Raw genomic sequence first — 24,994 nt, 5'->3', positions numbered from 1 at the left:
AGTGATTCCATTTGCGAGTTGCTAAGTGGTTGCCGGATCGTCGGTGGGGTCCTCGGGGGCGCGGCAGCAATACTCCAGCCACAATGCCGCAGCAACCAGGGCCGAACCCGCCAGCAGGCCCACCACCGCGCCCGGTGAATCGGCGGCCGCGGCGGTCACGGTGCCGCTCTGTGGGAAAACCCACAGCAGGAAACCGAGCCACACACCGGCGGCCAGCGAACCCACCTGCAGCGAGGCCTTCGCCAGCGCCACACCCCGCGCCACATTGATCGGGTGCATCTGGCCGGAGCCGTCACCGATCTCCTCATCGGCGATCTTGGCCTTGATCGCGAAGCCGAGCGTGGCCTCGATCGCGGCGACCGGCAGCAGCGAGGCGCCCGCGGCCACCGAAATGCTCGGGAAGCTGGAGTAGGCGAACCTGGTGGCGGTCCACGCGACCGCGGCGGCGATCACGACGTTCAGCGCCAGGTCCAGTACCCGAGTGGGTTTCAGCACGAGCGGGCGCTTTCGTCGCGTAGCACCAGGTCGGTGCGGATGACGCCGTCTTTTTCGGACTGATCGAGGTCGGCGAGCAGGTCCGCGATCGGTCGGGTGACACCGTCGACGAGCAACTGCGCGGACGGTTCGACGGCCAGCCATGGGGTCAGGACGAAGGCGCGGTTGTGGGCCTGCGGGTGCGGAAGGATCAGGTCGGGATCGGTGTCGCGTGAGATGGGCGTGCCGGTGCCGTCGGTGCACTGAACGATGTCGACATCGAGAGTGCGTGCACCCCAACGGATTTCGCGGACACGGCCCGACGCCTGCTCGAGCTGCTGCCCGAAGCGCAACCACGCGTAATCATCGAAGTCCGAATCCTGCGCTACGACAACAGCATTGAGGTAGTCGTCCTGGTCGACGCCACCCCACGGCGCGGTGGTGTAGACCGGCGACACCGCGATGACCCGCTCCCCCAACGCTTCCACCACGCTGCGCAGATGCCCGAGCCGGTCACCCAGATTCGAGCCGATCGACAGCACCGCGCGAGTCATCGCCGCGACCCCGGCGCCACCGTGCGATACCGGGTGGCCACCACCCGCACGTCGGCGAAGGTGTGCGGGATCGGTGCCGACGGCTTGTGCACGACCACCTCGACGGATTCGATGCGCGGATCGGCCATCACGTCATCGGCGATCTCGGACACCACCGTCTCGATCAGATTCCGTGGCGGACCGGTCACGATGCGCACGGCCCGTTCGGCGAGCGCGCCGTAGTCGACGGTGTCGGCGAGGTCGTCGGACGCCGCGGCCGCCGCGAAATCGACCCACACGGTCAGGTCGACGATGAACTCCTGCCCGTCACGCCGCTCGAAATCGAACACTCCGTGCCGACCGAACGCGGTCAGTCCACGCAGTTCGATCCGCGAGGACGCGGGCCGACCGGCGGGCGGCGGCAGCAGGGGCGAGTTCATCGAATGGCTCCTCGGGTGGCGGCACGGGTTTCGGTGGCACGGCGCCAGGCGTCGACGACGGCGATGGCGTCCACGGAGGCGCGCACGTCGTGGACGCGGACGCCCCAGGCGCCGTGGGTGGCGGCCAGTGCGGACAGGGTGGCGGTGGCGGTTTCGCGGCCGTCCGGGGGGCGGGGACCGGATTCGTCGGCGAGCAGGGCGCCGAGGAAGCGTTTGCGGGAGGCGCCGATCAGGATCGGGAGGCCGTCGGCGACCAGTTCCGGTAGGGCGGCCAGGAGTTCCCAGTTGTGTTCGGCGTTCTTGGCGAAGCCGAGGCCGGGGTCCAGGATCAGGCGGTCCGGGGAGACGCCCGCGGCTACGGCCAGGTCGACCTGCGTGGCGAGTTCGGCGCGGACCTCGGCGACCACGTCGTCGTAGTGGTCGGCAGGGCCGGTGTGGCGGTAATCCGCGCCCGCGCGCCAGTGCATGAGGATCCACGGCACGCCCGCCTCGGCGACGACCTTCACCATGTTCGGGTCGGCGCGGCCGCCGGACACGTCGTTGACCACGGAGACGCCTGCTTCCAACGCGGCCTCGGCGACTTCGGCGCGCATGGTATCGACACTGGTCGGCACGCCCGCGGCGACCAGCCCGCGGATCACCGGGGTGACCCGCGCGGCCTCGGCGCCGGGATCGACCCGATCGGCTCCCGGCCTGGTGGATTCACCACCCACATCGACGATGTCCGCACCGGCGGCATACAGCTCGATACCGTGTGCGATGGCCAGTTCCGGGTCGAGATAGCGACCGCCGTCGGAGAAGGAATCAGCGGTCACATTGACCACCCCCATGACCACGCTGCAACGCTGGTCGCGGGCGGTCACCAGTGGCTGACTCATTTGCGCAGGATCAGGTCCAGCGCCTCGGATCGCGAGGCGGCGTCGGTCTGTAACTGGCCGCGCACCGCCGACGTGGTGGTGCTGGCGCCGGGCTTGCGGATGCCCCGCATGGCCATGCACAGGTGTTCGGCCTCGATCACCACGATCGCGCCGCGCGGTTCCAGCTTGCGCATCACCGCGTCGGCGACCTGGCTGGTCAGCCGCTCCTGCACCTGCGGGCGCTTGGCGTACAGGTCGACCACGCGCGCCAGCTTCGACAGGCCGGTCACGCGACCGTGCGGGCCGGGGATGTACCCCACGTGCGCGACGCCGTGGAACGAGACCAGGTGGTGTTCACAGGTGGAGTACATCGGGATATCGCGGACCAGCACCAGTTCCTGGTGGCCTTCGTCGAAGGTGGTCGCCAGCACCGCGTCGGGCTCGGTGTACAGCCCGGCGAACATCTCCCGGTAGGCGCGTGCGACTCGGGAGGGCGTGTCGAGCAGGCCCGGACGATCGGGGTCCTCGCCGACCGCGAGCAGCAGTTCGCGCACGGCGTTCTCGGCGCGCACCTGGTCGAAGGGCGCACCGGTGGCCAACGCGGTCAACACCGGCCCACCGGCCGAATCGACATCCTGATTGTTCGCCGACACTTCTCCGCACCTCCGTAATATTCGCGGCTGGTGCCGCGGGGTTCTCACCCGCCGATCGGTCTGGAGTCGGGCGGGTCGAGAACCGGTGTCGAACGCCGACGATCACCCGTCGGTGCGACGGTGATCGTGCGGCATTCGACGATCGAGCCTAGTCGGCAGCCGATCAGTGGCGGCCGTTCGGCCCTTCCCATTCACTGTTGTCCGGCTCGGGATCGCGCGCGGGCGGCTGCGGCTGTGCGCCCCACGGCTGGAAGCCGTCGCTGGCGTGCCGCGGCTGCTGCTGATCGGGTCGACCCCACGCACTGCCCTGACCCTGATCCTGCGGCGGTTGCTGCTGGGGGGCCTGCGGCTGATGCGGTGTCTGCTCGTCGCGCGGCGGCCAACCGGGCGCCGACCAACCGGCGGGAGCGCCGTAATCGGGCCGTGAACCGTGCGTGCCCGACGGCCGCGGGAACGCCTGGGTCGGCGCTGCGGGCAGCGGGTACCCGGCGGCGGGCGGTGCGGGCTGACCGTACGGCTGACCCTGGTACCCGTTGGGCTCGACCGGCGGCGCGCCGTTGGGCAGCGGCACCGGCGCGGGCTGCACCGGCGGCCACGGCTCGCCACGTTCCACGGCCAGCTCACCCGGGGTCTTCACCGGCGGCTTGTCCGACGGGAGCCGGTCACCGAAATCGTTGAACGCGGTGATGCGCGGACGCTTCTCGACGCCGGCCAGGATCTTCTCGAGATCCTTGCGGTGCAGCGTTTCGCGCTCGAGCAGCGCGGTCGCCAAAGTGTCGAGCTGCTCGCGGTATTCGCTGAGGATGGACCAGGCTTCGGTGTGCGCGGCCTCGATGAGGTTGCGCACCTCCTCGTCGATCTCGCGCGCGACCTCGTGCGAGTAGTCGGGCTGCACGCCCATCGAACGGCCAAGGAACGGGTCGCCCTGCTCCTGGCCGTAGCGCACGGCACCCAGACGGGCACTCATGCCGTACTCGGTGACCATGCCGCGAGCGATCTTGGTGGCCTGGTCGATATCGGACGAAGCGCCGGTGGTGGGCTCGTGGAACACCAGTTCCTCGGCCGCGCGACCACCCATCGCGAAGACCAGCCGGGAGATCATCTCCGAGCGGGTCATCAGGCCCTTGTCGTCCTCGGGCACGGTCATGGCGTGACCGCCGGTGCGGCCGCGGGCCAGGATGGTGACCTTGTAGACGGGCTCGATATCGGGCATCGCCCAGGCAGCCAGCGTGTGGCCACCCTCGTGGTAGGCGGTGATCTTCTTCTCGTGCTCGCTGATGATCCGGCTCTTGCGGCGCGGGCCACCGATCACCCGATCCACCGATTCCTCGAGCGATTCGCCGGTGATGACCGTGCCGTTCTCGCGGGCGGTGAGCAGCGCGGCCTCGTTGATCACGTTGGCCAGATCGGCGCCGGACATACCGACCGTGCGCTTGGCCAGACCCTCGAGATCGGCGTCCTGCGAGATCGGCTTGCCCGCCGAGTGCACGCGCAGAATCGCGCGGCGACCGGCCAGGTCGGGGTTGCCGACCGGGATCTGCCGGTCGAAACGACCGGGGCGAAGCAGCGCGGGATCGAGGATGTCGGGACGGTTGGTCGCCGCGATCAAGATGATGTTCGAACGATCGCCGAAGCCGTCCATCTCCACCAGCAGCTGGTTCAGCGTCTGCTCACGTTCGTCGTGACCGCCGCCCAGGCCCGCACCGCGCTGGCGGCCGACCGCGTCGATCTCGTCGACGAAGATGATGCAGGGACTGTTCTGCTTGGCCTGCTCGAACAGGTCACGCACACGCGAGGCACCCACACCGACGAACATCTCGACGAAGTCCGAACCGGAGATGGTGAAGAACGGCACCCCGGCCTCGCCCGCGACCGCGCGGGCCAGCAGCGTCTTACCGGTTCCTGGCGGCCCGTACAGCAGCACGCCCTTGGGGATCTTCGCGCCCAGTGCCTGGTAGCGGGCCGGATTCTGCAGGAAATCCTTGATCTCGTACAGCTCTTCGACGGCCTCGTCGGCACCGGCCACATCGGCGAACGTGGTCTTGGGCATGTCCTTGGTCAGCAGCTTGGCCTTGGACTTACCGAAGCCCATCATGCCGCCGCGACCACCGCCCTGCATGCGCGACATCACGAAGATGAACAGGCCGACCAACAGCACCATCGGCACGATGAACAGCAGCAGCTGCGAAAGCCAGCTCTCCTGCTTGACCACGGTGTCGTAGGGGGCGCCGGACTTCTGCACGGCATCGAGGACCTGCGCGGAGTTCTCCCCACCGCTGGGGTACTTGGCGACGATCTTGGCGTTGTTGCTCGTGGCCTCGTTGCCGTTGTTCAGTTCGATGCGGAGCTGCTGCTCCTTGTCATCGATCTGCACGTTCTTGACGTTCGCTTTGTCTTCGAGCTGGGCAAGCGCAACGGAGGTGTCGACACTCTCCCAGCCGCGCGTGTCATCGCTGAGAAAGCTGAACAGCCAGATCATGAGCATGATGCCCGAGATGATCGCCAAAGTGCGAAACACTGTCTTGCGGTTCATAGAGCGTCGGCCGGACGGCCCAGTCCTTTCCGGTTATTTCTCCGGGTGTGCCTAGCGAAGCGTCGAGTTCGGCGGGTTTCGGATGCGGACATGCCACGTTACCGCGTACGGTCTAGTTCGATACATCGCGCAGTTCGGCTGCTGGTGCAGTTGCACTGGTAAACGGCCGGAGAACGTGAGAGGTTCCCGAACTCTCCAGCCGGGTTGTGGCAAGTGGCCACAATCATGTCATGCCCGCCCTATCGTGGGCGGCGACACAACTACAGCGCAGGGGGTACAGCCATCGTCGAGCTACGAACACCCACAGCGATTCTGCGCCATGGCGGTGGACGGCTTGTCGTCCTGCGTCCTGGTACCGACGGCGAACGGGTACTCGACGTTCCCATTGCCGACCTGCTCAAAGTGCGCCTGAACAGGCGGGCCGACGAAGCGGTAGTGATCGAGATCTACCTGCGTTATCCCACCGCGGTGCTCACCGGAGTTCCCGCCGACCGCACACCGCTGCCGGTGCTCATCGCCGAGCACGACGTGCCCGCGGCCCTTGGCATCGTCGACCGGATCAACGATCAGATCATGGCGACCAAGCGCATCGACGTGGCCGCGCCCGATCTCACCCCGCCCGCTCCCGAGTGGGGCAAGTCGGGTCCGACCCGCGCCGATGTCGAGCGGGCTGTACGCCGGATGGCGCCGCGCAAGGACGCCCGTTCGGCGATCAACGCGCTGAACCGGTACGTCACCCCCGACGAGTACGTGTTGGAAACCGCCATCACGGTGGCTACCCCGCCCGCGGGTTCGGGCACCGGCCTGCTCGCGGCGACCACCACCCGGGTGCTGTTCATCTCCATCGGCACCGGCGAGCGTTATGCCTTCGAACTGGCGGTGGCCGCGATTCTGGGCGCCCGCACGGTCGAGGGGCACAGCGCGCCCGGTGAGATCGATACCCGCCACGGCGGATCCGGGATCGATATCAACGACGGCAATCGCACGCTGCATTTCGCCGGCGTGGATCGCGCCGACACCGAAAGGGTCACGTGCGCGGTGAATTTCGCGGTGCGCAGGCAGGCCGCCGACGGCGCGTCCGGGCCCGCGGATCCCGGCGTCAATCAGCTCTACGCGGAGTGGGAATTACTGGTCGAGCGGCATTCGCTGGGCATGGTCGACGACACCCAGTTCCAGCGTTACGGTCGCGGAATTCTGCGCAGCCTGTAGACAACAGTCGCCAGACGGCCGGACCGAATGCTCAATTCGGTTCGGCCGCTTCGGTTTCGGGCTTCTTATCGGGTTCGTTGAGTTCGATGCGCCGCCACGGGCTGGTCGGGCGGGTCCACAGGCGGATCAGTTCCATGCGCCGGTCGACGCCGCCGTTCTTCAGTTCGGCCAGGTCCTCGGTGGCCTGCCAGTAGGTCCAGCCAGCCAGGTAGGCGTCGCCGAATTGGCGCCAGTTGCGGTAGCGGCGTTGCGCGGGGGCCAGCGCGCGCATGCAGTATTCCCAGGCCACGTCGGCGTCGATATAGCCGGCGGTGAACGCCATGCGCGCCACGGCGACCACGCGGGCCAGGTCCCAGGCGTGGATGTCGTTGGGCAGCGGGCGCGACAGATGGTCGGTGAAGCCGATTTTGATGGCCTGCGCCCAGATGTCGTAGTCGCGCACCAGCGCTTCGGGGTTGTCCATCCCCCTGAACGAGCCGACCTGGCGAAGGAACGCGCGTTGCTTGTCGGCGCGTTCACCGAAACGGTCGCGCTCGCTGGCGTTGACCGAGGCCATCACCAGCGGATGCACCAGCGAGTACAGCGGTGCGTGCATGCCTTCGAGCAACTGTTCCATCGACGCGCGCGCCTCGGTGCCGTCGGTGATGCCCCACGCACCGGTCAGCGTGTCGATGGCCAGTTCGCGGCGGTCACCCAGCGGATGTTCGCGTTCGGGACCCAGCAGCATCGCGTCGTGGAAGGCGTCCCAACGGGTGGAGTAGAAGGCGCCGAGCGCCAGTGCGCGCAGTTCGTCGTCGCTGCAGCCCGCGCCCGACCAGTGATCTTCTTCGCGTTCGTCTAGTTCGGGGTAGGGAAAAGTGGTCAGCGCTGGTACTCCCCTGGCAGGCATGCGGCCGAGTCTAGTGCGGTGACCGCGATCACGTGGGGCGTGCGAATCCCTTCACCTGTCGTGTCATGCCTCACAGGTCTATGGTGCTGTCATGTGTAGAAATATCACCGTCTTGCGTGGTTTGGAACCTGCCGCCACGGAGCAGGAGATCTACGCTGCCGCCTTGCAATATGTGCGCAAAGTCGGCGGCATCTCCGGCCTCAGTAGTGCCACCAAACCCGCCGTCGACAAGGCCGTCGCCGCCATCGCCGCGGCCACTACCGCGCTGCTCGAGGAGTTACCGGATCGTCGGGTGCCCCCGCCGACCGAACCGCCGCTGCGTCGGATCGCCGCGCGCGACGAAGAAGCTCAACAGACTTCCTGATCCGCGCGTACGACCCCACCCGCCCCATCACGTGACGGGGCGCGGTTGACGCATGTTCGGGCCACTGACCGGCCTGAACAATATGAACGAAACCTTTTTGTGATCAACCTCACTAAAGGTGCTCCAAGCCCGCTGAGTAAGTGGTCAGCGGCGCACTCGCCTCCCGAACCATGCCATCGGGACATGACCCACAGTCGGCCCATTCGTGTGAATCGAGCCGCATTCGCGCAGGTCAGCGCCTCCACACCCGGCCGGAATCGGCCGCGGTAGGAAAAAGGCAACTCGATGATGCAGCTCACCATGGCAGGCCATATGCTGTGCGATACCAACCTGGTGACTGTTTTGATCCACTTCCGCGAACTTCCTTGCCTATTTTGGCTGGATTTTCCCGACTTATTCTGATAGCAAGGTGCTATGGACCCGCATTTGCGCGATCTGCGGTATTTCGTCGCCGTCGCTGAGGAACTGCATTTCACCAACGCCGCCCAGCGGCTGCACATCGCTCAGCCGACGCTGTCGCGCCAGATCCGCCAGCTGGAACGCCAGCTCGACGTGGTCCTGTTCGACCGCAACCAACGCAGCGTTGCCCTGACCGTCGCCGGTAAGGAACTGCTCGACGGCGCCCGCAAGATCCTCGAGCTGTGGGAGGTGACCAACGTGTCCCTCCAGGAAGCAGGCGAGGTGCTGCGCGTCGGCATCCAGTCCGCGCTGGGTCGCGGGCTGCTCAACGACCTGGAAAGCGCCAGCGGTCACCGTCTGGCCCTGCACGCCGCGTCGTGGAACGACCCGTCCAGTGGGCTTGCCGGTCGTCAGGCCGACCTGTCGCTGGTGTGGCTGCCGCTGCCCGACTCCAACCGGTATCGCTGGCAGGTGCTGCGCACCGAGCCGCGCTGGGTGCTGCTGCCCGACACCCATCCGCTGGCGGAGCAGGAGACCATCGACTTCGCCGACCTGCTCGACGAGCCGTTCGTCGCGCTGCCCACCGAAGCCGGTGCGGTGCGCGACTTCTGGCTGGGCAACGACGCCCGTGGCGGTCGCGCGGCCAAGATCGGCGCCGAGGCGGCCACCCCCGAAGACAAGCTCGAGGCCGTGAGCCTTGGTCTCGGTGTGTGCCTGTTGGCCGAGAACAATGTGCCGATGTACCGCTGGCCCGGGCTGACCGCGCGTCCGGTCGCCGGTCTCACCCCGTGTGAGCTGGCCGTGGCGTGGCGGGCCGACGACACCCGTCCGACCATTCTGGAATTCGCCGGTCGCGCCGTGGACGGCGGTTTCTCCGAGCCCACCCCGCAGCCGCAGCCGATCGCGGTTTAATTCGTCAGTTCCAGTTGGGCGGCGAGGCCGAGCAAAGTGGCCTCGCTGCCCGGCGGACCGGCCAACTGCGCCGCCAACGGCGTGTGCGCCTCGGGATGCGTGCCCATCGGCAGTGACGCCGCGGGCCAGCCGAGCAGATTCCACAGCCCGGTGAACGGTGCGTAGCGCACCGACGACACCACATTCGCCGCCCACCCGCGCCCACTCCACTGCCTGGCTTTGGGCGGTCGCGCGGCCAGGGTCGGGGTGATCACCACATCGAAGTTCTCGAAGAATTCGAGCAGCCTGGCTTCGGTCCGGTCGATCTGACTCGGTCGCACCAAACCCAGACGCCGGATCACCGCGCCCAACGCCAGATGACGCTTGGTCCGATCCTCGAGCAATTCGGGATTCGCCAGCGCCTCGGCATCGCCCAGACCGGCGCTCGGCCAGCGCAGCAACATCAACAGCGCCGCGTCGCCATAGGGCAGTTCGACCGGTTGCACCTCGTGCCCGGCCACCGCCGCGCGCGCACCCGCGGTACGCGCAGCCGCCGTCCAATGCCGATCCATGCGGACAAGTCGCGACGGCGGAGCCACGGCGAGTCCGACGCGTAGTCGCTGCGGTTTGCGTAGTTCGGCCAGGTCGGAGCGGCCCGCCAGCACCGATAGTGCCAGCGCCGCGTCCGAGACCGTGGTGGCGAGTACGCCGTTCTCGGCCAAACCGCCCCAGGAGTCCGCGCCGATCTGCGAGGGCACCACGTGTCTACCCGGCTTGATACCGAACACTCCGCAGGCTGCGGCGGGCACCCTGATCGAGCCGAGCCCGTCGTTGCCATGGGCGATCGGGACGAGTCCGGCGGCCACTGCCGCGGCCGCGCCACCCGAGGAACCGCCGGTCGACCGGCCGACATCGCGCGGATTGCGGGTCACGCGGCCCGGGGCGTCGGTGCTGGCCCACAGCCCCATTTCGGGCATGGCCGTCAACCCGACCACGATCGCGCCCGCGGCCCGCAATCTGGCCACCACCGGGTGATCCACGGCCGCGGGTTCGGTCGAGGTGGCCGCCGAACCCGCGCGAGTGGCTTCGCCCGCGACCGCGATGTTCTGTTTCACCGCCACCGGCACGCCGGCCAACGGCAACTCGTCCAGGTCGACGCGCAGGGTCAGTTCCCGCGCTTCCGCTCGGGCTTTGTCGGCGCGCACCACCGTGAACGCGTTGATCTTGCGGTTCTCCGAGGCGATCCGCGCCAGCGCGTCGGCGGTGACGTCGGCGGGCATGATCGTGCCCGCGCGCACCCGCGCGGCCAACGCCGCCGCGGGCCCGCTGATGGGGTATTCATCGGCGCTCGGGCGGCCGGTGCTCATGCTCACCGGCGCGTCGGTCACGCCCTCGTCGTCGATGGATTCCCAGGCTATGGCTGTGAGGTCTTCGTTCATCTGCGGATTCGCCCCCGTCGCACAATCGTCGATAATCGGGTGATCAGCTCTAAAGGCGCAAGTTATCATTTTCGGTACGGCTGTCCGACGATGGCGGCGGGTGTGGCGAAATGAATTTGGGCGACAGCACGACCAGCGGTGAACCACCCGACGCGAGTACCCGTCGGTCTACAAATGTGGGTGCCGACACGGGGCAGCTCGACCCCACCGCCACCTCGGCCGCGACGGTCACCACGACGCCGGGTGCGTTCGAACCGCTGGATCGGATCGAGATCGGCCAGCGGATCGGCGATTTCGAACTGCTCACCGGGTTGGGTTCGGGTGCGTTCGCGCGGGTGTTCCTGGCTCGGCAGCGGTCGATGCAGCGGCTGGTCGCGGTGAAGATCTCCGCCGATCGTGGCACCGAACCGCAGACCCTGGCCCAACTCGATCACGACTACATCGTGCGAGTCTTCGACCAACAGCTACTCGATACCGACTCCGCGCCTTCGGGTTCGCGGCGGCTTCGCCTGCTCTACATGCAGTTCCTGCCCGGCGGCACGCTGCTGGGCCTGCTGCGCTGGGTGCGCGCGACCGCGCCCGCCGACCGCAGCGGCCGACTGCTACTGGACGCGGTGGACGCGGCCATGGAGGAGAAGGGCGAGATCCGCCCCACCGACTCGAGCGTGCGCGCCGAGATCGCCGCGCTGAGCTGGCCGGAAACGGTGGCGTGGTTGGGTCGACGGCTGGCCGAGGCGCTGGATTACGCGTCCTCGCACGGCGTGCTGCATCGCGATGTGAAACCGGCGAATGTGCTGCTCACCGCGGAAGGTGTGCCCAAGCTCGCCGATTTCAACATCAGCTTCAGTCGCACGATCGACGGCACGAGTCCGGTGGCGTATTTCGGCGGTTCGCTGTCGTACATGTCGCCCGAACAGCTCGAGGCCTGTCACCCCGACCTCGGCCGTACCGCGGGCGATCTGGATACGCGCGCGGATATCTATTCGCTGGGCGTGGTGCTGTGGGAGCTGTTGACGGGGGCGAAGCCGTTCGACGACAGCACCGCCGAAGCTGCGGGACGTGGCGACGAGACGACCCTCGAAGCGATGCTCGAACGACGCACCGGCGGGGTGGACGCGGACGCGCTGGACCGGGTGCCCGCGAACTGTCCGGCGGCGCTGCGCCGAGTCCTGCTCACGTGCCTGGACCAGGATCGGTCGCGACGGTGGGCCGACGGTGGCGTGCTGGCCAAGCAGTTCGACCTGTGTTTGGACGAGCGTGCTCGCGATCTGGTCGATCCGCCGCCCAACAGTGCGCGGATGGTGTGGCGGAAGTGGCCGCTGCTGGTGTTGGTATTGGCGATCGGCATCCCCAACGGCCTCGCGTCCTGGTACAACATCCAGCACAACCAGACCCTGGTGGTCAGTCGCCTCGGCGAAACCGCCCAGCAGACCTTCATTGTCATCACCGCGGGCGTGAACCTGATCTTCTTCCCCGCGGGCGCCGCGGTGCTGATCTATCTGTCGCGATTCGTCCTGTGGGTACCCGGTGGCCTGCGCAAAGGCCGCCGCTACGATCCCGACACCCTGCGCCGCGCCAGACAGGACTCGCTGCGGCTGGGCGACCGCGCGGTGATCGTCGCGTTCTCGCTGTGGGCGCTGGCCGGCCTGACGTTCCCGGTGGCCCTGCAACTGTCCACCGGTGACGTCCCGGGGCGCGCCGTGGTGCATTTCCTGGCATCGCTGCTGGTCTGCGGCGCGATCGCGGTGGCCTACCCGTTCTTCCTCGTCACCTTCTACCTCGTGCGCTGCATCTATCCGGTGTTCCTGCGGCACGGCGAGATCAGCGACGACGACGGCGTCTGGCTGCGCGCACTGAGCCGCCGATGCACCTGGTATCTGGCCGTGGCGGCGTCGGTGCCGCTGCTGGCGGTGGCGAGTCTGACCTTCCTACCGCCCGCCGACATCCCGTCGGTGATCGTCGCCGTGCGCGTGCTGTGTATCGGCGGCATCATCGCGTTCGTCGGCTCGTACGTGCTGTTCCGGGAACTGGAAGCCGACCTGAAAGCGCTCGAACGCGTCGTCAGCTGACACGCGAAAACCCCGCCCCCGCAACACGATACGGGGGCGGGGCAGTCGGGAATGTTCAGGAATACACGGCCGGGTTGAGCGTGCCGATGTAGGGCAGGTCGCGGTAGCGCTCGGCGTAGTCGAGGCCGTAGCCGACCACGAACTCGTTGGGGATGTCGAAGCCCACGTGCGCGACGTCGACGGGGGTGCGCAGCGCGTCGGGCTTGCGGAGCAGGGTCACTACTTCCAGCGAGGCCGGGTTGCGGGTGGACAGGTTGCGCTTGAGCCACGACAGGGTCAGACCCGAGTCGATGATGTCCTCGACGATCAGGACATTGCGGCCCGCGATGTCCTTGTCCAGGTCCTTCATGATCCGCACCACGCCCGAGGACGAGGTGGACGAGCCGTAGGACGACACGGCCATGAATTCCAGCTGGGTGGGGATCGGCAGCGCTCTGGCGAAGTCGGTCATGAAGAAGATCGCGCCCTTGAGAACGCAGATCAGCAGCAGGTCACCTTCGGGGGAATCGGGCGGGTACCGCTTGGCGACGATCTCGGCCAATTCGTCGATCTTGGCTTTGATCTCGTCTTCGGTGATCAGCACCGATGCGATGTCGTCTCCGTACACGGAAGTGGGTGTCCCTTCGTGGCATCAAATGCGCGGCTGTGCTCGCACCGCCAGCGTGCCATGTTCGCGCGTCACGACCAACCTGTGGGCCCGCGTGCCGCCCCCCACGGCCACGCCACCTTGGCCTCGCCAGTTGCTCACCAGCTCGTCGATTGCCTGTAAATGGGAGTTAACGAGGCCGGTGACGCCCTGATCGGCCAGCCAGGAGCGGACTGCTCGGCGACGCAGGGCGGCGGGGGCAGTGGCCAGGATCTCGATCGACAGGGTCGGTCGATGGGTGTCGCGGGGGCCACTGCCGGGTTGATCGGTGGTCGCGAGGCCGCGCGAGTCAGGATCAGTCGAGTCGGTGGTGCGGGCGGCCTGCAGCAAGGTGTCGGCATAGCCGTCGAGCACGGCGCCGTCTTCGCGCAGTTGGTCGGCGGTGCGAACGAGAGCCTTGGCGACGCCGCCGCCCAGCACGTCTTCCAGCAGCGGCAGCAGCTCGTTGCGAACCCGAACGCGGGTGTACTTCAGGTCGGCGTTGTGCGGGTCGTCCCACGGTTCGATCCCCAGATCCGCACACACCTGCACGGTCTGCGCCCGCCGCACCCCCAGCAACGGCCGCCCCCACGGCGCTTTCCACGCCACCATCCCGTGAATGGACCGCCCACCGGACCCCCGCGCCAACCCCAACAGCACAGTCTCGGCCTGATCGTCGAGGGTGTGCCCGAGCAACACCGGCCGCCCGTCGCGCACCGACTCCAACCCCGCATACCGAGCCGCCCGAGCCGCCGCCTCGACCCCACCCTCGCGCCCCACCTGAACGGGCACGACCACCGCCTCCACACACCCCAACGCACGCGCCTGCGCAGCCGCCCGCACGGCAACCTCGGCAGACCCTTCCTGCAACCCGTGATCGACCACCACAGCCGTCACCGCACCCGCCTCGACAACAGCCGCGGCCACCAAAGCCAGCGAATCCGCCCCACCGGACAACCCGACCACCACCGGTCGCCGCCCACCGTGCGCGACCACCCACTCCCGCACACCCCGCCGCACAGCGAGCACCGCCGCTGTCTCGGGCAATCTCATCTCCGCAGGTTACCGATCGCCTACCCCAGTACTCGGCGAATCCACCGGTCCGGTTCGTCGATCTCGTCCAGCCGCGGCAAAGTGTCCCCGTCGGTCCACACCGTGTTGAACTCCGCGGCGCCGACTCGTTCGACCACCGCGTCGACGAACTTCTTCCCCCGCACGTACTGCGCGACCTTCGCGTCCACCCCGAGCAGGGCCCGCATCAGCCGCTGGATCGGATTCGACGGCCGCTGCCTGCGCCGATCGAACGCGGAACGAATGTCGGCGACAGTCGGCACGACAGCGGGCCCGACGGCGTCCATCACATGATCGGCGTGCCCTTCGAGCAGCGTCCCGAGCATCAGCAGCCGGTCCAGAGCTTCCCGCTGCGGCGGGGCCTGCGCCGCGCGCAACAAGCCGACCACCCCGCGACTGTTCGGGTCGTCAGCGTTGTCCCCGTTGCGCCGGGCCCGCACCTCACCGAGCAACCGCGTGAGCATCTCGCTCATCGGTTCCTCGCCGACCTCGCTCAAAATGTCCACGTTCGTGCGCATGTACCCGGCCAACCAGGGCGCCGAGGAGAACTGCACCCGGTGCGTCACCTCGTGCAGGCACACCCACAGCCGAAAGTCGCTGGGATCCACGCCCAGCGCCTGTTCGACGCCGAGAATATTGGGCGCGACCAGCAGCAGCGTGCCGTCTTCGCCGGTGAACGGGTCGTACTGGCCCAGAATCGCGGTCGACAGGAAGGCCAGCATCGTCCCGGCCTGAATCCCTGCCGGTTTCCCCGCGAGCTTGCCCCCGTCAGTGGACTCTGTCCCGGTGAGCACGGCCATCGAGTCGGCGGCGGCGGAAATCCATCCCGGCCGGTCGACGATGCGCGCCTGCGGCACCGGCCGATCGTCGAGCAGCCCGCTGACCTCGCGCACCGGCAACTCCGCCAGCACCGACGCCGACGCCAACTCGTCGACGACCTGTTCCGCGGCCTCCCGCGAAGTACGCGGCCCGGAGGGTGCCAGCAGCGCCCCGGTACGCGCGGCCAGCCGCCAATCCACCGCCCCGCTGAACCCGGAACTCTTGTGCTCGGTCTTGTCGGTCATCCGCCACCCGTTCTCTACGAGCATCCGCAGTCGCGCAGGGCACCCGCCACCGCGTCCAGGGCCGGCCTGCTGACTTCCGGCGGCCGATCGTTGGACATCAGCGCGAAGGTGAGCACTCGTCCGTCGCGGTCGAGCACATATCCCACCAACGCGCTGGCCACGCTCAGAGTTCCGGTCTTGGCGCGTACCCAGCCCGCGCCCTGCCGGTTCTGGGTGATGAAGCGGGCGTAGCGCGGTGCCAGGGTGCCGGTGGCGCCCGCGACGGGCAGGTTGTCCAGCAGTGGCGCGAGAGCTGCTGCGCGCGGGTCACTTTCGGGCCTGGCTTGCGTTCCGGCGGGTATCACCGCGCCGCTGCCGGTGGGCTTCGCGGCGGTGGCGATGATCGCCTCGAGCAGCTTCGGTGTGACGCGGTCATCGACCGACAGTCCGCTGTTATCCGCCAAATGCAGTCCGGTGACATCGAATCCGGCCGCCGACAGTGCCGCCGACGTCGCCGCAGCGGCCCCGGCGAAGGAGGCGGGCTGCCCCGATGCCAGCGCCAACTCACGCCCGATGGTCTCGGCCAGCACATTGTCGGAATGAATCATCATGTCGTGCAGGCGAACTTGCAGCGGCGCCGATTCGACCTTCGCGATCTCGGTGCCGGTCTGCTTCGCCGGATCCACTCGCACGGCGCCGGGATCGATCCCCAGCTCAGCGGCCAGCGCGCGACCGGCTTCCAGAGCGGGGGTCGAGGTGCGGGGGGAATAGTCGATCGAGAAGACTTCGCGACCGCTGTCGATCATGATCGGTTCGATCGGCGCGATAGAGCCTTCGGGCACGTCGATCGGATCCCAGCCGGGCGCCATCGTCGGGCCCGAGTACAGCGACGTGTCGACCACGATCGCATTCGCCTGCTTGCCCGCCGCCCGCACCTGCGCGGCCAGATCGGAGATCCGGGCACCGTCGGTGAAGTAGCCGCCCGCGGGCTGCGTGGTCAGCGTCGGGTCGCCGCCCGCGACCAGCACCAGTTCGCCGGACGCACCGGCGAGGACCTTGGTGGCCACCCGCTGATCGTCGGGCAGGGTCAGCAGCGCGGCCGCGACCAGCATGATCTTCGCCGTCGAGGACGGAATCATCGGCTTGGTCGGGTCCTGACTCCACAGCGTCGTCCCGCTGCTCGGATCGGTGACCTGCCCGGCGAACGCGCCCAGATCAGGGTTTCCGATCACCGGAGCCAGCGCCGCGGCGATTCCCGCGACCGTCGGCGCGGGCGCGTCAGACCTGGCAGGCGCCACCTCGGGGAACACCTGACCGGTGTCCGGCGGCGGTGTCACGGTGAGCCCGCCGTGCCGGAATTCCGGCGTCCACGGCTTCGCGATCGCCGCGAATCCCCCCGCGATCACCAGCACCGCGATGACCACCGCCGATAACCAGATCCAGCGAGACCCGCGGCGCCCCTGCGCTCGCGATCCCGGATTACTGCCGTCTGTCACGACCGTGTCTCCCTCAAACGCCGCCCGACACGCCTCGACTGTGCGACTACAGCCGCCTGCCGCACCGGTGTACCAGCACACCACACTATCCTCGTTGCGCACCGGTTCCCCAGAACGATCTGGCGATTCGGCACAGACCAGCACTCGAACGAGCAAGGAGATGGCGTGGAGTTCGACGTCACCATCGAGATTCCCAAGGGTTCTCGGAACAAGTACGAGGTCGATCACGAGAGCGGCCGGGTCAAGCTCGACCGGTACCTGTACACCTCCATGGGCTACCCGGCCGACTACGGCTTCATCGAGAACACCCTCGGCGAGGACGGCGACCCGCTGGACGCGCTGGTGCTGCTGCCCGAGTCGGTGTTCCCCGGCGTGATCGTCGAGGCCCGCCCGGTGGGCGTGTACCGCATGACCGACGAGGCCGGCGGCGACGACAAGGTGCTGTGTGTCCCCGCGGGCGACCCGCGCTGGGACCACATCCAGGACCTGGGCGACGTCTCGGAGTTCGAACTGTCGGCGATCAAGCACTTCTTCGAGCGCTACAAGGATCTCGAGCCCGGCAAGTATGTCGAGGGTTCGGAGTGGCTGGGCCGCGCCGAGGCCGAGAAGATCATCGACGAGTCCTTCGCTCGTCTGAAGGAATCCGGCCACTGAGCTGATTCCGACGAAAAACGGGAAGTCCGAAGGGTTTTCGGACTTCCCGTTTTGCTGTCAGTACCAGCCACCCCTAGGTCTGGTCATCCCCACCCTTGGTCGCTTGCAGTCCGCTGGACATGCGCAGCGGGACTTCCTTCCAGAACAGCACCAGCAGCAGCGCGATCAGTGCCACGGCGGAGGCTACGAGGAACACCGTCGACATCGAGTCGGCGAAACCGACCTGGAAGGGTTTGGCCAGTTCCGGGTCGAGTTGCTGGATGATCGAGCTGTCTTTCAGCACGTCGCCCGCGGCCGAAGTGTCCTGTGCGAGAAGGCCCTTCGACAAGGCGACGTCCGCTGGGTTCGAGCTGCGCGCGCCCTCGATCACTGCCTGCTGGTAGGCGGGATCCTTCGCCGATTGCTGCAGTTCCGTGGTGATGTTCGGGGCCAGCAGTGAGAACAGGATCGACAGGAAGACCGCCGCGCCCAGCGTGCCGCCGATCTGCCGGAAGAAGGTCGCCGAGGCGGTGGACACGCCCATGTCCTTGGGCGGCAACGCATTCTGTAGTGCCAGCGTCAGCGGTTGCATCAGATTGCCGAGGCCGAAACCGGTGACCGCCATGAACAACATCGCCAACCACAGCGGGCTGTCGGCATCCAGCAGGTGCAGCAGGAACAGGCCCAGCGTGAGCATGAACCCGCCGATGATCGGAAAGGCGCGGTAGCGACCGGTTTTCGAGATCAGCCGCCCTGACAGGATCGACCCGATCATCAGCCCGAGCACCATCGGCAGCATCTGCAGTCCGGCCTCGGTCGGCCCGGCGCCACGCACCACCTGCAGGTACTGCGGCAGCAGCAACATCCCGCCGAACATGGCCGCGCCGACGACGAACGAAATCACCACGCCCAGTGCGAAAGTCACGTTGTCGAAGACTCGCAGCGGGATCAGCGCCGCATCACCCATGAACTTCTCGACCGCGACGAACGCGACCAGACCGATCGCGCCGATCGCATAGCAAATGATTGAACCCGCACTCCCCCAGCCCCATTCGCGACCCTGCTCGGCCACGATCAGCAGCGGAACGAGTCCGACCGCGAGCACCACAGCGCCCGCGAAGTCGATGCGATGGGTCGCGTGCGGCTTGCGTGGCAGGTGCAGCACGCGCGTGACGACCACCAGCGCGAGCAGCCCCAGCGGCACGTTCACCAGGAACACCCAGCGCCAGCCGGTGATGCCAAGAATCGTGTCCTGCCCGGCCAGCAGGCCGCCGAGCACGGGACCGAGCACACTCGAAATACCGAACACCGCAAGGAAATAGCCCTGGTAGCGGGCCCGTTCGCGGGGTCCGATGATGTCGCCCATGATGGCCAACGCCAGCGACATGAGACCGCCCGCGCCGAGACCCTGGAACGCACGGAACGCGGCCAGCTGATACATCGAAGTCGCGAGCGTACACAGCAGTGAACCGATGATGAACAACCCAATTGCGGCCAGGAAGAACGGCTTTCGACCGAACATGTCCGAAAGTTTGCCGTAGAGAGGAGTACTGATCGTGGCGGTGATCAGGTAGGCCGTGGTGGCCCATGCCTGCAGTGAATAGCCGTCGAGATCGTCGGCGATGGTGCGGATCGACGTCGACACGATCGTCTGGTCCAGCGAGGCCAACAGCATGCCGAGCATCAGCCCGGACAGGATGGTCAGGATCTGGCGATGGGTGAAGCCGGCGGGGGAATCCACCGCGGGGGTGGCAGTGGTGGTCACGAGTCGTTCTCCGAAGCGGTGATGGCCGATGGCCGGGCGAGCAGGGTGGCGCGGGCGTGGTCGTAGTCGTCCACGAAGCGGGTGAGCAGCCCGGCGAAACTCGCGCGGTCGGCCGCGGACCAGCTGTCGGTGATGATCGCGATGCTGTCCTGCCTGCGGGCGCGGATGCGGGCGGCGACCTCGCGCCCCTCGGCGGTGGCCTGCAGCACCGTCGCGCGGCCGTCGTCGGGATCGGCGGTGCGTTCGACCAGCCCGCGGTCGACCAGTTGCGCGACCTGCCTGCTCACCGTCGACGCGTCCGAGTGCACGGCGTCGGCCAGCGCCCCCGAGCGCATCGCGCCGTCACACACCAGCCGGAACAGCACCACGAAACCGGCCGGGTCGATGCCGGAGGAGTCCTTCATCTGCGCCAGCGACCGGTCCCGCAGGCGGTGCAGCCGGACGAGCTGCGAGGCGATCGTGTCGATCGCCTGCTCGATCTCGCTCATGTGCCACCTTTACTTGCATCATACAATTAGTTGTTCGATACAAGTATGTGCGTAGACCGGTCGCCGGGGCAACCGTTTGAACTGCCTTTACTCGCCCTTGAACTCGGGTGCGCGCTTCTGGAACACCGCCGTGATCGCCTCGGTGAGGTCTTTCGACGGCAGGAACGCGGCGTTCCACGTCGACACATAACGCAGGCCCTCGGCCACCGCCGGACCGGTCCGCTGCTCGAGCACATCCTTGATGCCCTGCACCACCAGCGGCGGGTTGCCCGCGATCTCGCGCGCCATCGCGTGCGCGGCGGCCAACACGGCCTCCTGATCGTCGAACACCTCGTTCACCAGACCCATTCGCTGCGCCCGCGCCGCGTCGATGTCCTTGGCGGTGAACGCCAGCTCCCGCAGATTGCCCTCGCCGATGATCCCCGGCAGCCGCTGCAGCGAACCGATGTCGGCGACGATCGCCACCTTCGCCTCACGCAAGCTGAACTTCGCGTCCGCGCTGGCCAGCCGAATATCCGCGGCCGCGATCAAGTCGAGCCCACCACCGATGCACCACCCGGAGATCGCCGCGATCACCGGTTTGGTGCACTCGGCCAGCGCCGTCACCGAAGCCTGCATCCGCCGGATCTCCTCGAGAAACTTCGCACGAGGCGCGGCCTTCGCGTCATCGGCCAACACCGGCGCCAGCGTCCCCGCGGTCGCCGCCAGATCGAGACCGTACGAGAAATGCTTGCCCGACCCCGTGATCACCACCGCCCGCACCTGCGCGTCGGCGTCGAGCTCGGCGAAGATCTCCGGCAACTCCCGCCAGAAATCCGGGCCCATCGCATTGCCCTTACCCGGCCCCGTCAACGTCACCTGCGCGACGTTGTCGGCGATCTCGACGGCGAAAGCCTTCCATTCACTCATGGGGTGATTATCGCCTCCCGGCCCGTCCACCTCGGTCTCGCACCCCCGAGGCTGCACCAGAACTCCAGTAACACAGCACATTTCCGGCAATCGACCTACTCTGGATGACATGCGCAGGTCGTCATTGCCGCCGGTCGCATGCCGGGTCGCGGAAACTCTCATCGCCCGCGGGCACCACGGCGTCATCGTCTGCCCCGAGACGCCGTCCCCCACCGCGGCCGCGGCCGCCCGCGCCATGGGCGCGCACCCCACCGCGATTCTCACCGCCCAGGTCTTCCTGCTCGACGACGACCCGGTCCTGATCCTGGTAGCCGACCACCACCACGTCGACCTCACCCGCACGGGCAAACGCCTCGAAGGCACCCTGACCCCCGCCCCCACGCCGTTGGTCGAACGCATCACCGGCCAACCCATCGACGGCACCGCGCCACTCGGCCATCCCACCAACCTTCCCACCTGGGTCGATACGGCGCTGGCCGCCCACTCCGAAGTCTGGGCGGCGGGTGGTCACCCGAACACGGTGTTCCGCACCAACTTCCGCGAACTGGTCCGTATCACGGCGGGTTTGCCGCTCGACCTGGACTGAAGTCGCGCGGCATTGAGCGCAGGCAGATCGAAAACCCGACGCCCCGATTGTCCCGGGCCTGTGCCCTGCGTTTTTACCGCGACCGCGACCACCCAGTCAGACCAATCGGACAACGCGGGCGCAGGAACGCGGGTTGGGCGGGCGTAAGTTGAAGCGGTGGGCGATGTACAACCTTCCGAGACCGGCCTGGTAGTTCCCGACGATCTGAGCGGGATCACCGCCGAGCAATACCGGGCCTCCATGCGCCATTATCCGGCCGGCGTCACCGTGGTGACCCTCGACGCCGACACCGGCCCCGTCGGCTTCACCGCCACCTCCTTCGCCTCCCTGTCGCTGGAACCACCCCTGGTCTCGTTCAACATCGCCCACACCTCGTCGAGCATCGACGCCCTGCGCGCCGCCGACTCCGTGGTCATCCATTTCCTGGGCGAACACCAACACGACCTGGCCCACCGCTTCTCCCGCACCGCCGCCGACCGCTTCACCGACCGCTCCCTGTGGACCACCCTCCCCACCGGCGAACCAGTCCTGCACGGCACCCCCATCTGGCTGCGCACCACCCTCCACAAACTCATAGACCTGGGCGACCACACCCTCGCCGTAGGCCTGGTAACCCGAGTCCACGACCAAACCGAAGAATCCCCCTCAGCCGCCCCGTTGCTGTACTACAACGGCAAATACCACCGCCCCACCCCCCTCGACACCTGAGAGTCCATGAGCGAGTTCCGCGTAACCGGCGTCTTCCCTGTCAGCTACAAACCGAACCCGTTCGTGACGGGCTATGCGATCGGCGACTTCCGTCAGGGCGACCACGTGGAACTCCGGCGGGGCGACGAGGTGATCGCCGACGGAACCCTCCAGTGGATCGAATTCCACCGATCATCCAGAGGCGAATACTCATTCACCTTTTCGGACACGATCTCCCAGCTCGTCCAGCCGGGCGATGTCGTGCACTCGACCTCGACCGCCGACTAGGCCGGAAGAACGACGAGACTATTTTTCGCAGGCGATGCCGTCCCCGTCTCGGTCCAAGCTGGATCTGTACCCCGGGTCGCCCCGGTGCAGCGGCGCGGCGCCGGCTGCTTTGGCCGCCTTGCAATTCGGGTAGTAGGCGCTGGCCGGCGCGGGTACTTCGGGTGCGGGGACGGGCGCAACACGTGGGGCAGGCACGTCAACGGTCGTGGTGGGCACAGGGACGATGACGGGCGGCGGAGGTGGCGCGAGCGTCGTGGACGGCACCACGGGGCCTGGCTCCTCCGAGTACCCGGCGCGGGCGATGGGCCGATCTCCCATGCGGGGATGCCGCCGAAACTGGCGTAATCGACCAATTCGCCTCGTCGAAATCAGTTTTCTGACTTTTGAGCGTCGAAGTGGTCGATTACGCCGGGTTGGCGGTTACCCGATCAAGCAGGGGGCCGCGCCTTCGGGGGAAGACGCGGTGAGGGGGCGGGTTTCGGGGGTGGGGTTCCAGTGGCCGTCGGTGGGGGCGTAGGTCCAGGTGGGGCCGGTGGCGACCAGGGTGGTGACGGCGTCGATCAGGCGGTCTACGTCGGCGGCGGTGGTGCCGAGGCCGATGCTGGCGCGCAGGGCGGCGTCCAGGCCCAGGCTTGCCAGGAGGGGGTGGGCGCAGAAGCGGCCGTCGCGGACGCCGATGGCGTGTTCGGCGGAGAGGTAGGCGGCTACCTGGCCGGGGGCGTAGTCGGCGACGGTGAAGGCGACGATGCCCACACAGTCGGGGCTGTCGGACCAGATGGTGACCAGGTCGACGCCGGGGATCGTGGACAGGCCGTCGCGGAGGCGGTCGGCCAGGAAGCGTTCGTGCGCAACGAGTTCGGTGGGGTCGATGGCGGCGAGTGCGTCGCAGGCGGCGGCGATGGCGGCCGCGCCCAACACATTCGGGGATCCGCCTTCGTGCCGCTGGGGTGCGCAGGCCCATTCCACTTCGGACACACCGACATTGCGCACCGCGCCACCGCCGGCCAGGTACGGCTCGCCCTGGTCCAGCCAGTCACGTCGACCCACGAGCACGCCCGAGCCGAACGGCGCGTACAGCTTGTGCCCGGAGAAGGCGAGATAGTCGATGCCGGTCTCGCGCAACGAGATCCGACGATGCGGCGCCAGCTGCGCGGCGTCGACGAGGATGCGCGCACCACACAGATGCGCGATCCGCGCGAGACGTTCCAGCGGCAGCACCTCACCGGTGACATTGGACGCGCCGGTCACCGCGAGCAGCGCGGCGGGCTTGCTGCACAGTTCGGCGACCACCCGCTGCACCGTCTCCTCGACGGTGGCACCGGCGCGCACGACCCGGCGACCGTGCTCGGTCCACGGCAGGAAGTTCGCGTGATGTTCGATATCGAGCACCACGGTCTCCCCCGGCACGCACCCGGCCAGCAGGTTCAGCGAATCGGTGGTGTTGCGCGTGAAGACGACGACCTGGTCGTCGTCGGCGTCGAGGAACCGGGCGACCGAGCCGCGCGAGGCCTCGTAGCACTCGGTGGAGATCCGCGACGCGTACCCGGCACCGCGGTGCACGCTGGCGTAGAACGGCAGCAGCTGCGAGATCCGGTCGGTGACCTGCTTCAACGCGGGCGCGCTGGCGGCGTAGTCGAAGTTGGCGTAGGTGCTCGTGCCGCCCTGCACGAGCGGAACGCGCAGGTCAGCGCCGGACACGGCGGCGATGGCACAGGTGGGGTCGATTACAGCAGTCATGACGAAATCCCGTCGGTTCAGGGACCCGCTCGAAGAGTTGGCCCGCGCTTGCCGCGTCCGATGCGGACGTCAGCCAGGTCGTCACCCGGAGCACCCCACCGCGGAGGAGGGTTGCCGACCAGCAAGCCGGGGCTGAACACTGGTACTCGTGACCTGCAACGAGAGTGACAGACGATCGCGGGACCTGTCAACCGTCAAGGCGTGAGTCACAGGAAGTGGGCGGTCGACACGTCGGGATCATCAGAATTTTCGAGATCGCGCGATTGCCCCGAGTTGCCTGGTCACGCCCACTTCTCAACCATCTGAAAACCCCATGATGGACACCCGAGATGATTGAGCGGCTCCACTATTTGCTAGAGTCCTCTCTCATGTCCACGAACACGAACTCCGTCCGCGGCCTGCCGCGCTACCCGGTGTACGCGCTCGGACGGCTCACCAAGGCGCTGCACGCCGAGATCGACGTGCCGTTGCGCGATCACTGGGTGCTCACCTTCATCGAGGAGAACGCCGACCTGACGCAGAAGAAAGTCGGCGACGCGCTCGGCATCGACCGCAGCGAAGTCGTGCGGCTGATCGATGCGTTGGAACGCGCCGACCTGGTCGAACGCACCCGCGACGGCAAGGATCGCCGCAAGTACCGACTGCGGATCACCGAGGCGGGGCGCAAGCAGTGCAAGCGCACCGACAAACTGATCGTCGAAGCCACCGCCCGAGTGCTGGACGGCCTCGACGAACAAGAACAGCGCACGCTGCACCGACTGGTGGTCACGGCGCTGGGCGAGTTGCCGGAATCGCCGTCGTGATCAGCGCCGACGGCACGCCGCACGCTGCCGTCGAGCAAGTCCCTCCGCGAGTACCGTTGGCATCTGGTGACCATCCCGTTTGCCCTCCGGTAACCCGCTCATGAAACAACAGA

General features: G+C 67.6%; 26 protein-coding genes and 1 riboswitch. Of the genes, 9 read left to right on the top strand and 17 right to left on the bottom strand.

The features are described from left to right. Positions 1–21: 21 nt before the first annotated feature. The 6 genes from ACFWVD_RS06835 to ftsH all read right to left on the bottom strand — a co-directional run bounded on the left by ACFWVD_RS06835 (position 22) and on the right by ftsH (position 5,490). Entirely contained in the window at positions 22–495 is a 474-nt protein-coding gene (locus tag ACFWVD_RS06835; protein WP_379241057.1) for a DUF3180 domain-containing protein, read from the bottom strand. Then, positions 489–1,028, bottom strand: a complete 540-nt coding sequence (gene folK, locus ACFWVD_RS06830) for a 2-amino-4-hydroxy-6-hydroxymethyldihydropteridine diphosphokinase (RefSeq protein ID WP_379241055.1) — start codon at positions 1,026–1,028, stop codon at positions 489–491. The genes ACFWVD_RS06835 and folK overlap by 7 nt, the downstream gene beginning before the upstream one ends. Beyond that, complete coding sequence (gene folB, locus ACFWVD_RS06825) at positions 1,025–1,447, bottom strand: dihydroneopterin aldolase (protein ID WP_379241054.1); 423 nt, start codon at positions 1,445–1,447, stop codon at positions 1,025–1,027. The genes folK and folB overlap by 4 nt, the downstream gene beginning before the upstream one ends. Continuing rightward, a complete protein-coding gene (gene folP / locus ACFWVD_RS06820; protein WP_379241053.1) occupies positions 1,444–2,325 on the bottom strand; it encodes a dihydropteroate synthase in 882 nt (293 codons plus the stop codon). Before folP ends, folB begins: the two co-directional genes overlap by 4 nt. Continuing rightward, the gene (gene folE, locus ACFWVD_RS06815) at positions 2,322–2,957 is read right to left on the bottom strand and encodes a GTP cyclohydrolase I FolE (RefSeq protein WP_379241052.1); all 636 of its coding nucleotides are present in this window, start codon (positions 2,955–2,957) and stop codon (positions 2,322–2,324) included. Before folE ends, folP begins: the two co-directional genes overlap by 4 nt. A gap of 163 nt (positions 2,958–3,120) precedes the next feature. Beyond that, complete coding sequence (ftsH, locus tag ACFWVD_RS06810; protein WP_379241051.1) at positions 3,121–5,490, bottom strand: ATP-dependent zinc metalloprotease FtsH; 2,370 nt, start codon at positions 5,488–5,490, stop codon at positions 3,121–3,123. 402 nt (positions 5,491–5,892) lie between these two features. Here ftsH and ACFWVD_RS06805 point away from each other — a divergent pair, with 402 nt between their 5' ends. After that, positions 5,893–6,699, top strand: coding sequence for a hypothetical protein (locus ACFWVD_RS06805; protein ID WP_379241050.1), 807 nt, complete (start codon positions 5,893–5,895; stop codon positions 6,697–6,699). 31 nt (positions 6,700–6,730) lie between these two features. Here ACFWVD_RS06805 and ACFWVD_RS06800 read toward each other — a convergent pair whose 3' ends face one another. Continuing rightward, entirely contained in the window at positions 6,731–7,588 is an 858-nt protein-coding gene (locus ACFWVD_RS06800) for a DUF1266 domain-containing protein (protein ID WP_379241049.1), read from the bottom strand. Between the two features lie 91 nt (positions 7,589–7,679). On the opposite strand from ACFWVD_RS06800, the gene ACFWVD_RS06795 reads away from it, so the two are divergent. Together ACFWVD_RS06795 and ACFWVD_RS06790 are read left to right on the top strand one after the other, a co-directional pair. Then, on the top strand, positions 7,680–7,952 hold the full coding sequence (locus ACFWVD_RS06795; RefSeq protein ID WP_379241048.1) for a DUF2277 domain-containing protein: 273 nt from the start codon (positions 7,680–7,682) through the stop codon (positions 7,950–7,952). 414 nt (positions 7,953–8,366) lie between these two features. Continuing rightward, positions 8,367–9,263, top strand: a complete 897-nt coding sequence (locus ACFWVD_RS06790; RefSeq protein WP_379241047.1) for a LysR family transcriptional regulator — start codon at positions 8,367–8,369, stop codon at positions 9,261–9,263. Here ACFWVD_RS06790 and ACFWVD_RS06785 read toward each other — a convergent pair. Continuing rightward, positions 9,260–10,681, bottom strand: coding sequence for an amidase (locus ACFWVD_RS06785; protein WP_379241046.1), 1,422 nt, complete (start codon positions 10,679–10,681; stop codon positions 9,260–9,262). The two genes, ACFWVD_RS06790 and ACFWVD_RS06785, sit on opposite strands and share 4 nt — an antisense overlap. A 110-nt stretch (positions 10,682–10,791) precedes the next feature. Here ACFWVD_RS06785 and ACFWVD_RS06780 point away from each other — a divergent pair, with 110 nt between their 5' ends. After that, a complete protein-coding gene (locus ACFWVD_RS06780) occupies positions 10,792–12,750 on the top strand; it encodes a serine/threonine-protein kinase (RefSeq protein ID WP_379241045.1) in 1,959 nt (652 codons plus the stop codon). Positions 12,751–12,805: 55 nt separating this feature from the next. Here ACFWVD_RS06780 and hpt read toward each other — a convergent pair whose 3' ends face one another. Genes hpt through ACFWVD_RS06760 form a run of 4 tightly spaced genes read right to left on the bottom strand, consistent with a single transcriptional unit; the run spans position 12,806 to position 16,985 of the window. Then, on the bottom strand, positions 12,806–13,357 hold the full coding sequence (hpt, locus tag ACFWVD_RS06775; RefSeq protein ID WP_379241044.1) for a hypoxanthine phosphoribosyltransferase: 552 nt from the start codon (positions 13,355–13,357) through the stop codon (positions 12,806–12,808). Positions 13,358–13,381: 24 nt separating this feature from the next. Continuing rightward, on the bottom strand, positions 13,382–14,428 hold the full coding sequence (gene tilS / locus ACFWVD_RS06770) for a tRNA lysidine(34) synthetase TilS (RefSeq protein ID WP_379241043.1): 1,047 nt from the start codon (positions 14,426–14,428) through the stop codon (positions 13,382–13,384). Between the two features lie 20 nt (positions 14,429–14,448). Further along, positions 14,449–15,510 (bottom strand): zinc-dependent metalloprotease, encoded by a 1,062-nt coding sequence (locus ACFWVD_RS06765; RefSeq protein WP_379241042.1) that lies wholly within the window; start codon positions 15,508–15,510, stop codon positions 14,449–14,451. A 14-nt stretch (positions 15,511–15,524) separates the two neighbouring features. Next, positions 15,525–16,985 (bottom strand): D-alanyl-D-alanine carboxypeptidase/D-alanyl-D-alanine-endopeptidase, encoded by a 1,461-nt coding sequence (locus tag ACFWVD_RS06760; protein ID WP_379241041.1) that lies wholly within the window; start codon positions 16,983–16,985, stop codon positions 15,525–15,527. A 165-nt stretch (positions 16,986–17,150) separates the two neighbouring features. Here ACFWVD_RS06760 and ACFWVD_RS06755 point away from each other — a divergent pair, with 165 nt between their 5' ends. Then, positions 17,151–17,639 (top strand): inorganic diphosphatase, encoded by a 489-nt coding sequence (locus tag ACFWVD_RS06755; RefSeq protein WP_266297542.1) that lies wholly within the window; start codon positions 17,151–17,153, stop codon positions 17,637–17,639. Positions 17,640–17,712: 73 nt separating this feature from the next. Here the strand turns inward: ACFWVD_RS06755 and ACFWVD_RS06750 are convergent, their stop codons facing one another. The 3 genes from ACFWVD_RS06750 to ACFWVD_RS06740 all read right to left on the bottom strand — a co-directional run bounded on the left by ACFWVD_RS06750 (position 17,713) and on the right by ACFWVD_RS06740 (position 20,780). Further along, positions 17,713–19,383 carry a DHA2 family efflux MFS transporter permease subunit gene (locus ACFWVD_RS06750; RefSeq protein ID WP_379241039.1) on the bottom strand — a complete coding sequence of 557 codons (1,671 nt, stop codon included), beginning with the start codon at positions 19,381–19,383 and terminating at the stop codon, positions 17,713–17,715. Beyond that, the gene (locus ACFWVD_RS06745; RefSeq protein ID WP_379241038.1) at positions 19,380–19,871 is read right to left on the bottom strand and encodes a MarR family winged helix-turn-helix transcriptional regulator; all 492 of its coding nucleotides are present in this window, start codon (positions 19,869–19,871) and stop codon (positions 19,380–19,382) included. Before ACFWVD_RS06745 ends, ACFWVD_RS06750 begins: the two co-directional genes overlap by 4 nt. An 87-nt stretch (positions 19,872–19,958) precedes the next feature. After that, positions 19,959–20,780 (bottom strand): crotonase/enoyl-CoA hydratase family protein, encoded by an 822-nt coding sequence (locus ACFWVD_RS06740; RefSeq protein ID WP_379241037.1) that lies wholly within the window; start codon positions 20,778–20,780, stop codon positions 19,959–19,961. A 109-nt stretch (positions 20,781–20,889) separates the two neighbouring features. Here ACFWVD_RS06740 and ACFWVD_RS06735 point away from each other — a divergent pair, with 109 nt between their 5' ends. The 3 genes from ACFWVD_RS06735 to ACFWVD_RS06725 all read left to right on the top strand — a co-directional run bounded on the left by ACFWVD_RS06735 (position 20,890) and on the right by ACFWVD_RS06725 (position 22,341). Then, positions 20,890–21,366 (top strand): YbaK/EbsC family protein, encoded by a 477-nt coding sequence (locus tag ACFWVD_RS06735; RefSeq protein ID WP_379241036.1) that lies wholly within the window; start codon positions 20,890–20,892, stop codon positions 21,364–21,366. Between the two features lie 240 nt (positions 21,367–21,606). Further along, the gene (locus tag ACFWVD_RS06730) at positions 21,607–22,074 is read left to right on the top strand and encodes a flavin reductase family protein (protein ID WP_379241539.1); all 468 of its coding nucleotides are present in this window, start codon (positions 21,607–21,609) and stop codon (positions 22,072–22,074) included. Positions 22,075–22,080: 6 nt separating this feature from the next. After that, a complete protein-coding gene (locus ACFWVD_RS06725; RefSeq protein ID WP_379241035.1) occupies positions 22,081–22,341 on the top strand; it encodes a hypothetical protein in 261 nt (86 codons plus the stop codon). An 18-nt stretch (positions 22,342–22,359) separates the two neighbouring features. Here the strand turns inward: ACFWVD_RS06725 and ACFWVD_RS06720 are convergent, their stop codons facing one another. After that, positions 22,360–22,659, bottom strand: coding sequence for an excalibur calcium-binding domain-containing protein (locus ACFWVD_RS06720; RefSeq protein WP_379241034.1), 300 nt, complete (start codon positions 22,657–22,659; stop codon positions 22,360–22,362). A gap of 102 nt (positions 22,660–22,761) precedes the next feature. After that, positions 22,762–24,078, bottom strand: a complete 1,317-nt coding sequence (locus ACFWVD_RS06715; RefSeq protein ID WP_379241033.1) for an aminotransferase class V-fold PLP-dependent enzyme — start codon at positions 24,076–24,078, stop codon at positions 22,762–22,764. Between the two features lie 39 nt (positions 24,079–24,117). After that, positions 24,118–24,232: riboswitch (SAM riboswitch) on the bottom strand. 214 nt (positions 24,233–24,446) lie between these two features. Here ACFWVD_RS06715 and ACFWVD_RS06710 point away from each other — a divergent pair. Then, positions 24,447–24,881, top strand: a complete 435-nt coding sequence (locus ACFWVD_RS06710) for a MarR family winged helix-turn-helix transcriptional regulator (RefSeq protein WP_379241032.1) — start codon at positions 24,447–24,449, stop codon at positions 24,879–24,881. The last annotated feature ends 113 nt before the right edge of the window (positions 24,882–24,994 follow it).

The organism is Nocardia sp. NPDC058666, assembly GCF_042714895.1.
GTDB lineage: Bacteria > Actinomycetota > Actinomycetes > Mycobacteriales > Mycobacteriaceae > Nocardia.
Note: the sequence above shows the minus strand (reverse complement) of the source record. Positions and strands in the feature narration are given on the sequence as shown.

Coding starts and splice junctions, on each gene's coding strand:
- ACFWVD_RS06730 (WP_379241539.1), top strand. CDS start 21,607: ATGCGCCATTATCCGGCCGGCGTCACCGTGGTGACCCTCGACGCCGAC.
- ACFWVD_RS06720 (WP_379241034.1), bottom strand. CDS start 22,659: ATGGGAGATCGGCCCATCGCCCGCGCCGGGTACTCGGAGGAGCCAGGC.
- ACFWVD_RS06795 (WP_379241048.1), top strand. CDS start 7,680: ATGTGTAGAAATATCACCGTCTTGCGTGGTTTGGAACCTGCCGCCACG.
- ACFWVD_RS06710 (WP_379241032.1), top strand. CDS start 24,447: ATGTCCACGAACACGAACTCCGTCCGCGGCCTGCCGCGCTACCCGGTG.
- tilS (WP_379241043.1), bottom strand. CDS start 14,428: ATGAGATTGCCCGAGACAGCGGCGGTGCTCGCTGTGCGGCGGGGTGTG.
- ACFWVD_RS06800 (WP_379241049.1), bottom strand. CDS start 7,588: ATGCCTGCCAGGGGAGTACCAGCGCTGACCACTTTTCCCTACCCCGAA.
- ACFWVD_RS06790 (WP_379241047.1), top strand. CDS start 8,367: ATGGACCCGCATTTGCGCGATCTGCGGTATTTCGTCGCCGTCGCTGAG.
- ACFWVD_RS06785 (WP_379241046.1), bottom strand. CDS start 10,681: ATGAACGAAGACCTCACAGCCATAGCCTGGGAATCCATCGACGACGAG.
- ACFWVD_RS06715 (WP_379241033.1), bottom strand. CDS start 24,078: ATGACTGCTGTAATCGACCCCACCTGTGCCATCGCCGCCGTGTCCGGC.
- folP (WP_379241053.1), bottom strand. CDS start 2,325: ATGAGTCAGCCACTGGTGACCGCCCGCGACCAGCGTTGCAGCGTGGTC.
- ACFWVD_RS06735 (WP_379241036.1), top strand. CDS start 20,890: ATGCGCAGGTCGTCATTGCCGCCGGTCGCATGCCGGGTCGCGGAAACT.
- ACFWVD_RS06725 (WP_379241035.1), top strand. CDS start 22,081: ATGAGCGAGTTCCGCGTAACCGGCGTCTTCCCTGTCAGCTACAAACCG.
- ACFWVD_RS06740 (WP_379241037.1), bottom strand. CDS start 20,780: ATGAGTGAATGGAAGGCTTTCGCCGTCGAGATCGCCGACAACGTCGCG.
- ACFWVD_RS06745 (WP_379241038.1), bottom strand. CDS start 19,871: ATGAGCGAGATCGAGCAGGCGATCGACACGATCGCCTCGCAGCTCGTC.
- ftsH (WP_379241051.1), bottom strand. CDS start 5,490: ATGAACCGCAAGACAGTGTTTCGCACTTTGGCGATCATCTCGGGCATC.
- folB (WP_379241054.1), bottom strand. CDS start 1,447: ATGAACTCGCCCCTGCTGCCGCCGCCCGCCGGTCGGCCCGCGTCCTCG.
- folK (WP_379241055.1), bottom strand. CDS start 1,028: ATGACTCGCGCGGTGCTGTCGATCGGCTCGAATCTGGGTGACCGGCTC.
- ACFWVD_RS06780 (WP_379241045.1), top strand. CDS start 10,792: ATGAATTTGGGCGACAGCACGACCAGCGGTGAACCACCCGACGCGAGT.
- ACFWVD_RS06765 (WP_379241042.1), bottom strand. CDS start 15,510: ATGACCGACAAGACCGAGCACAAGAGTTCCGGGTTCAGCGGGGCGGTG.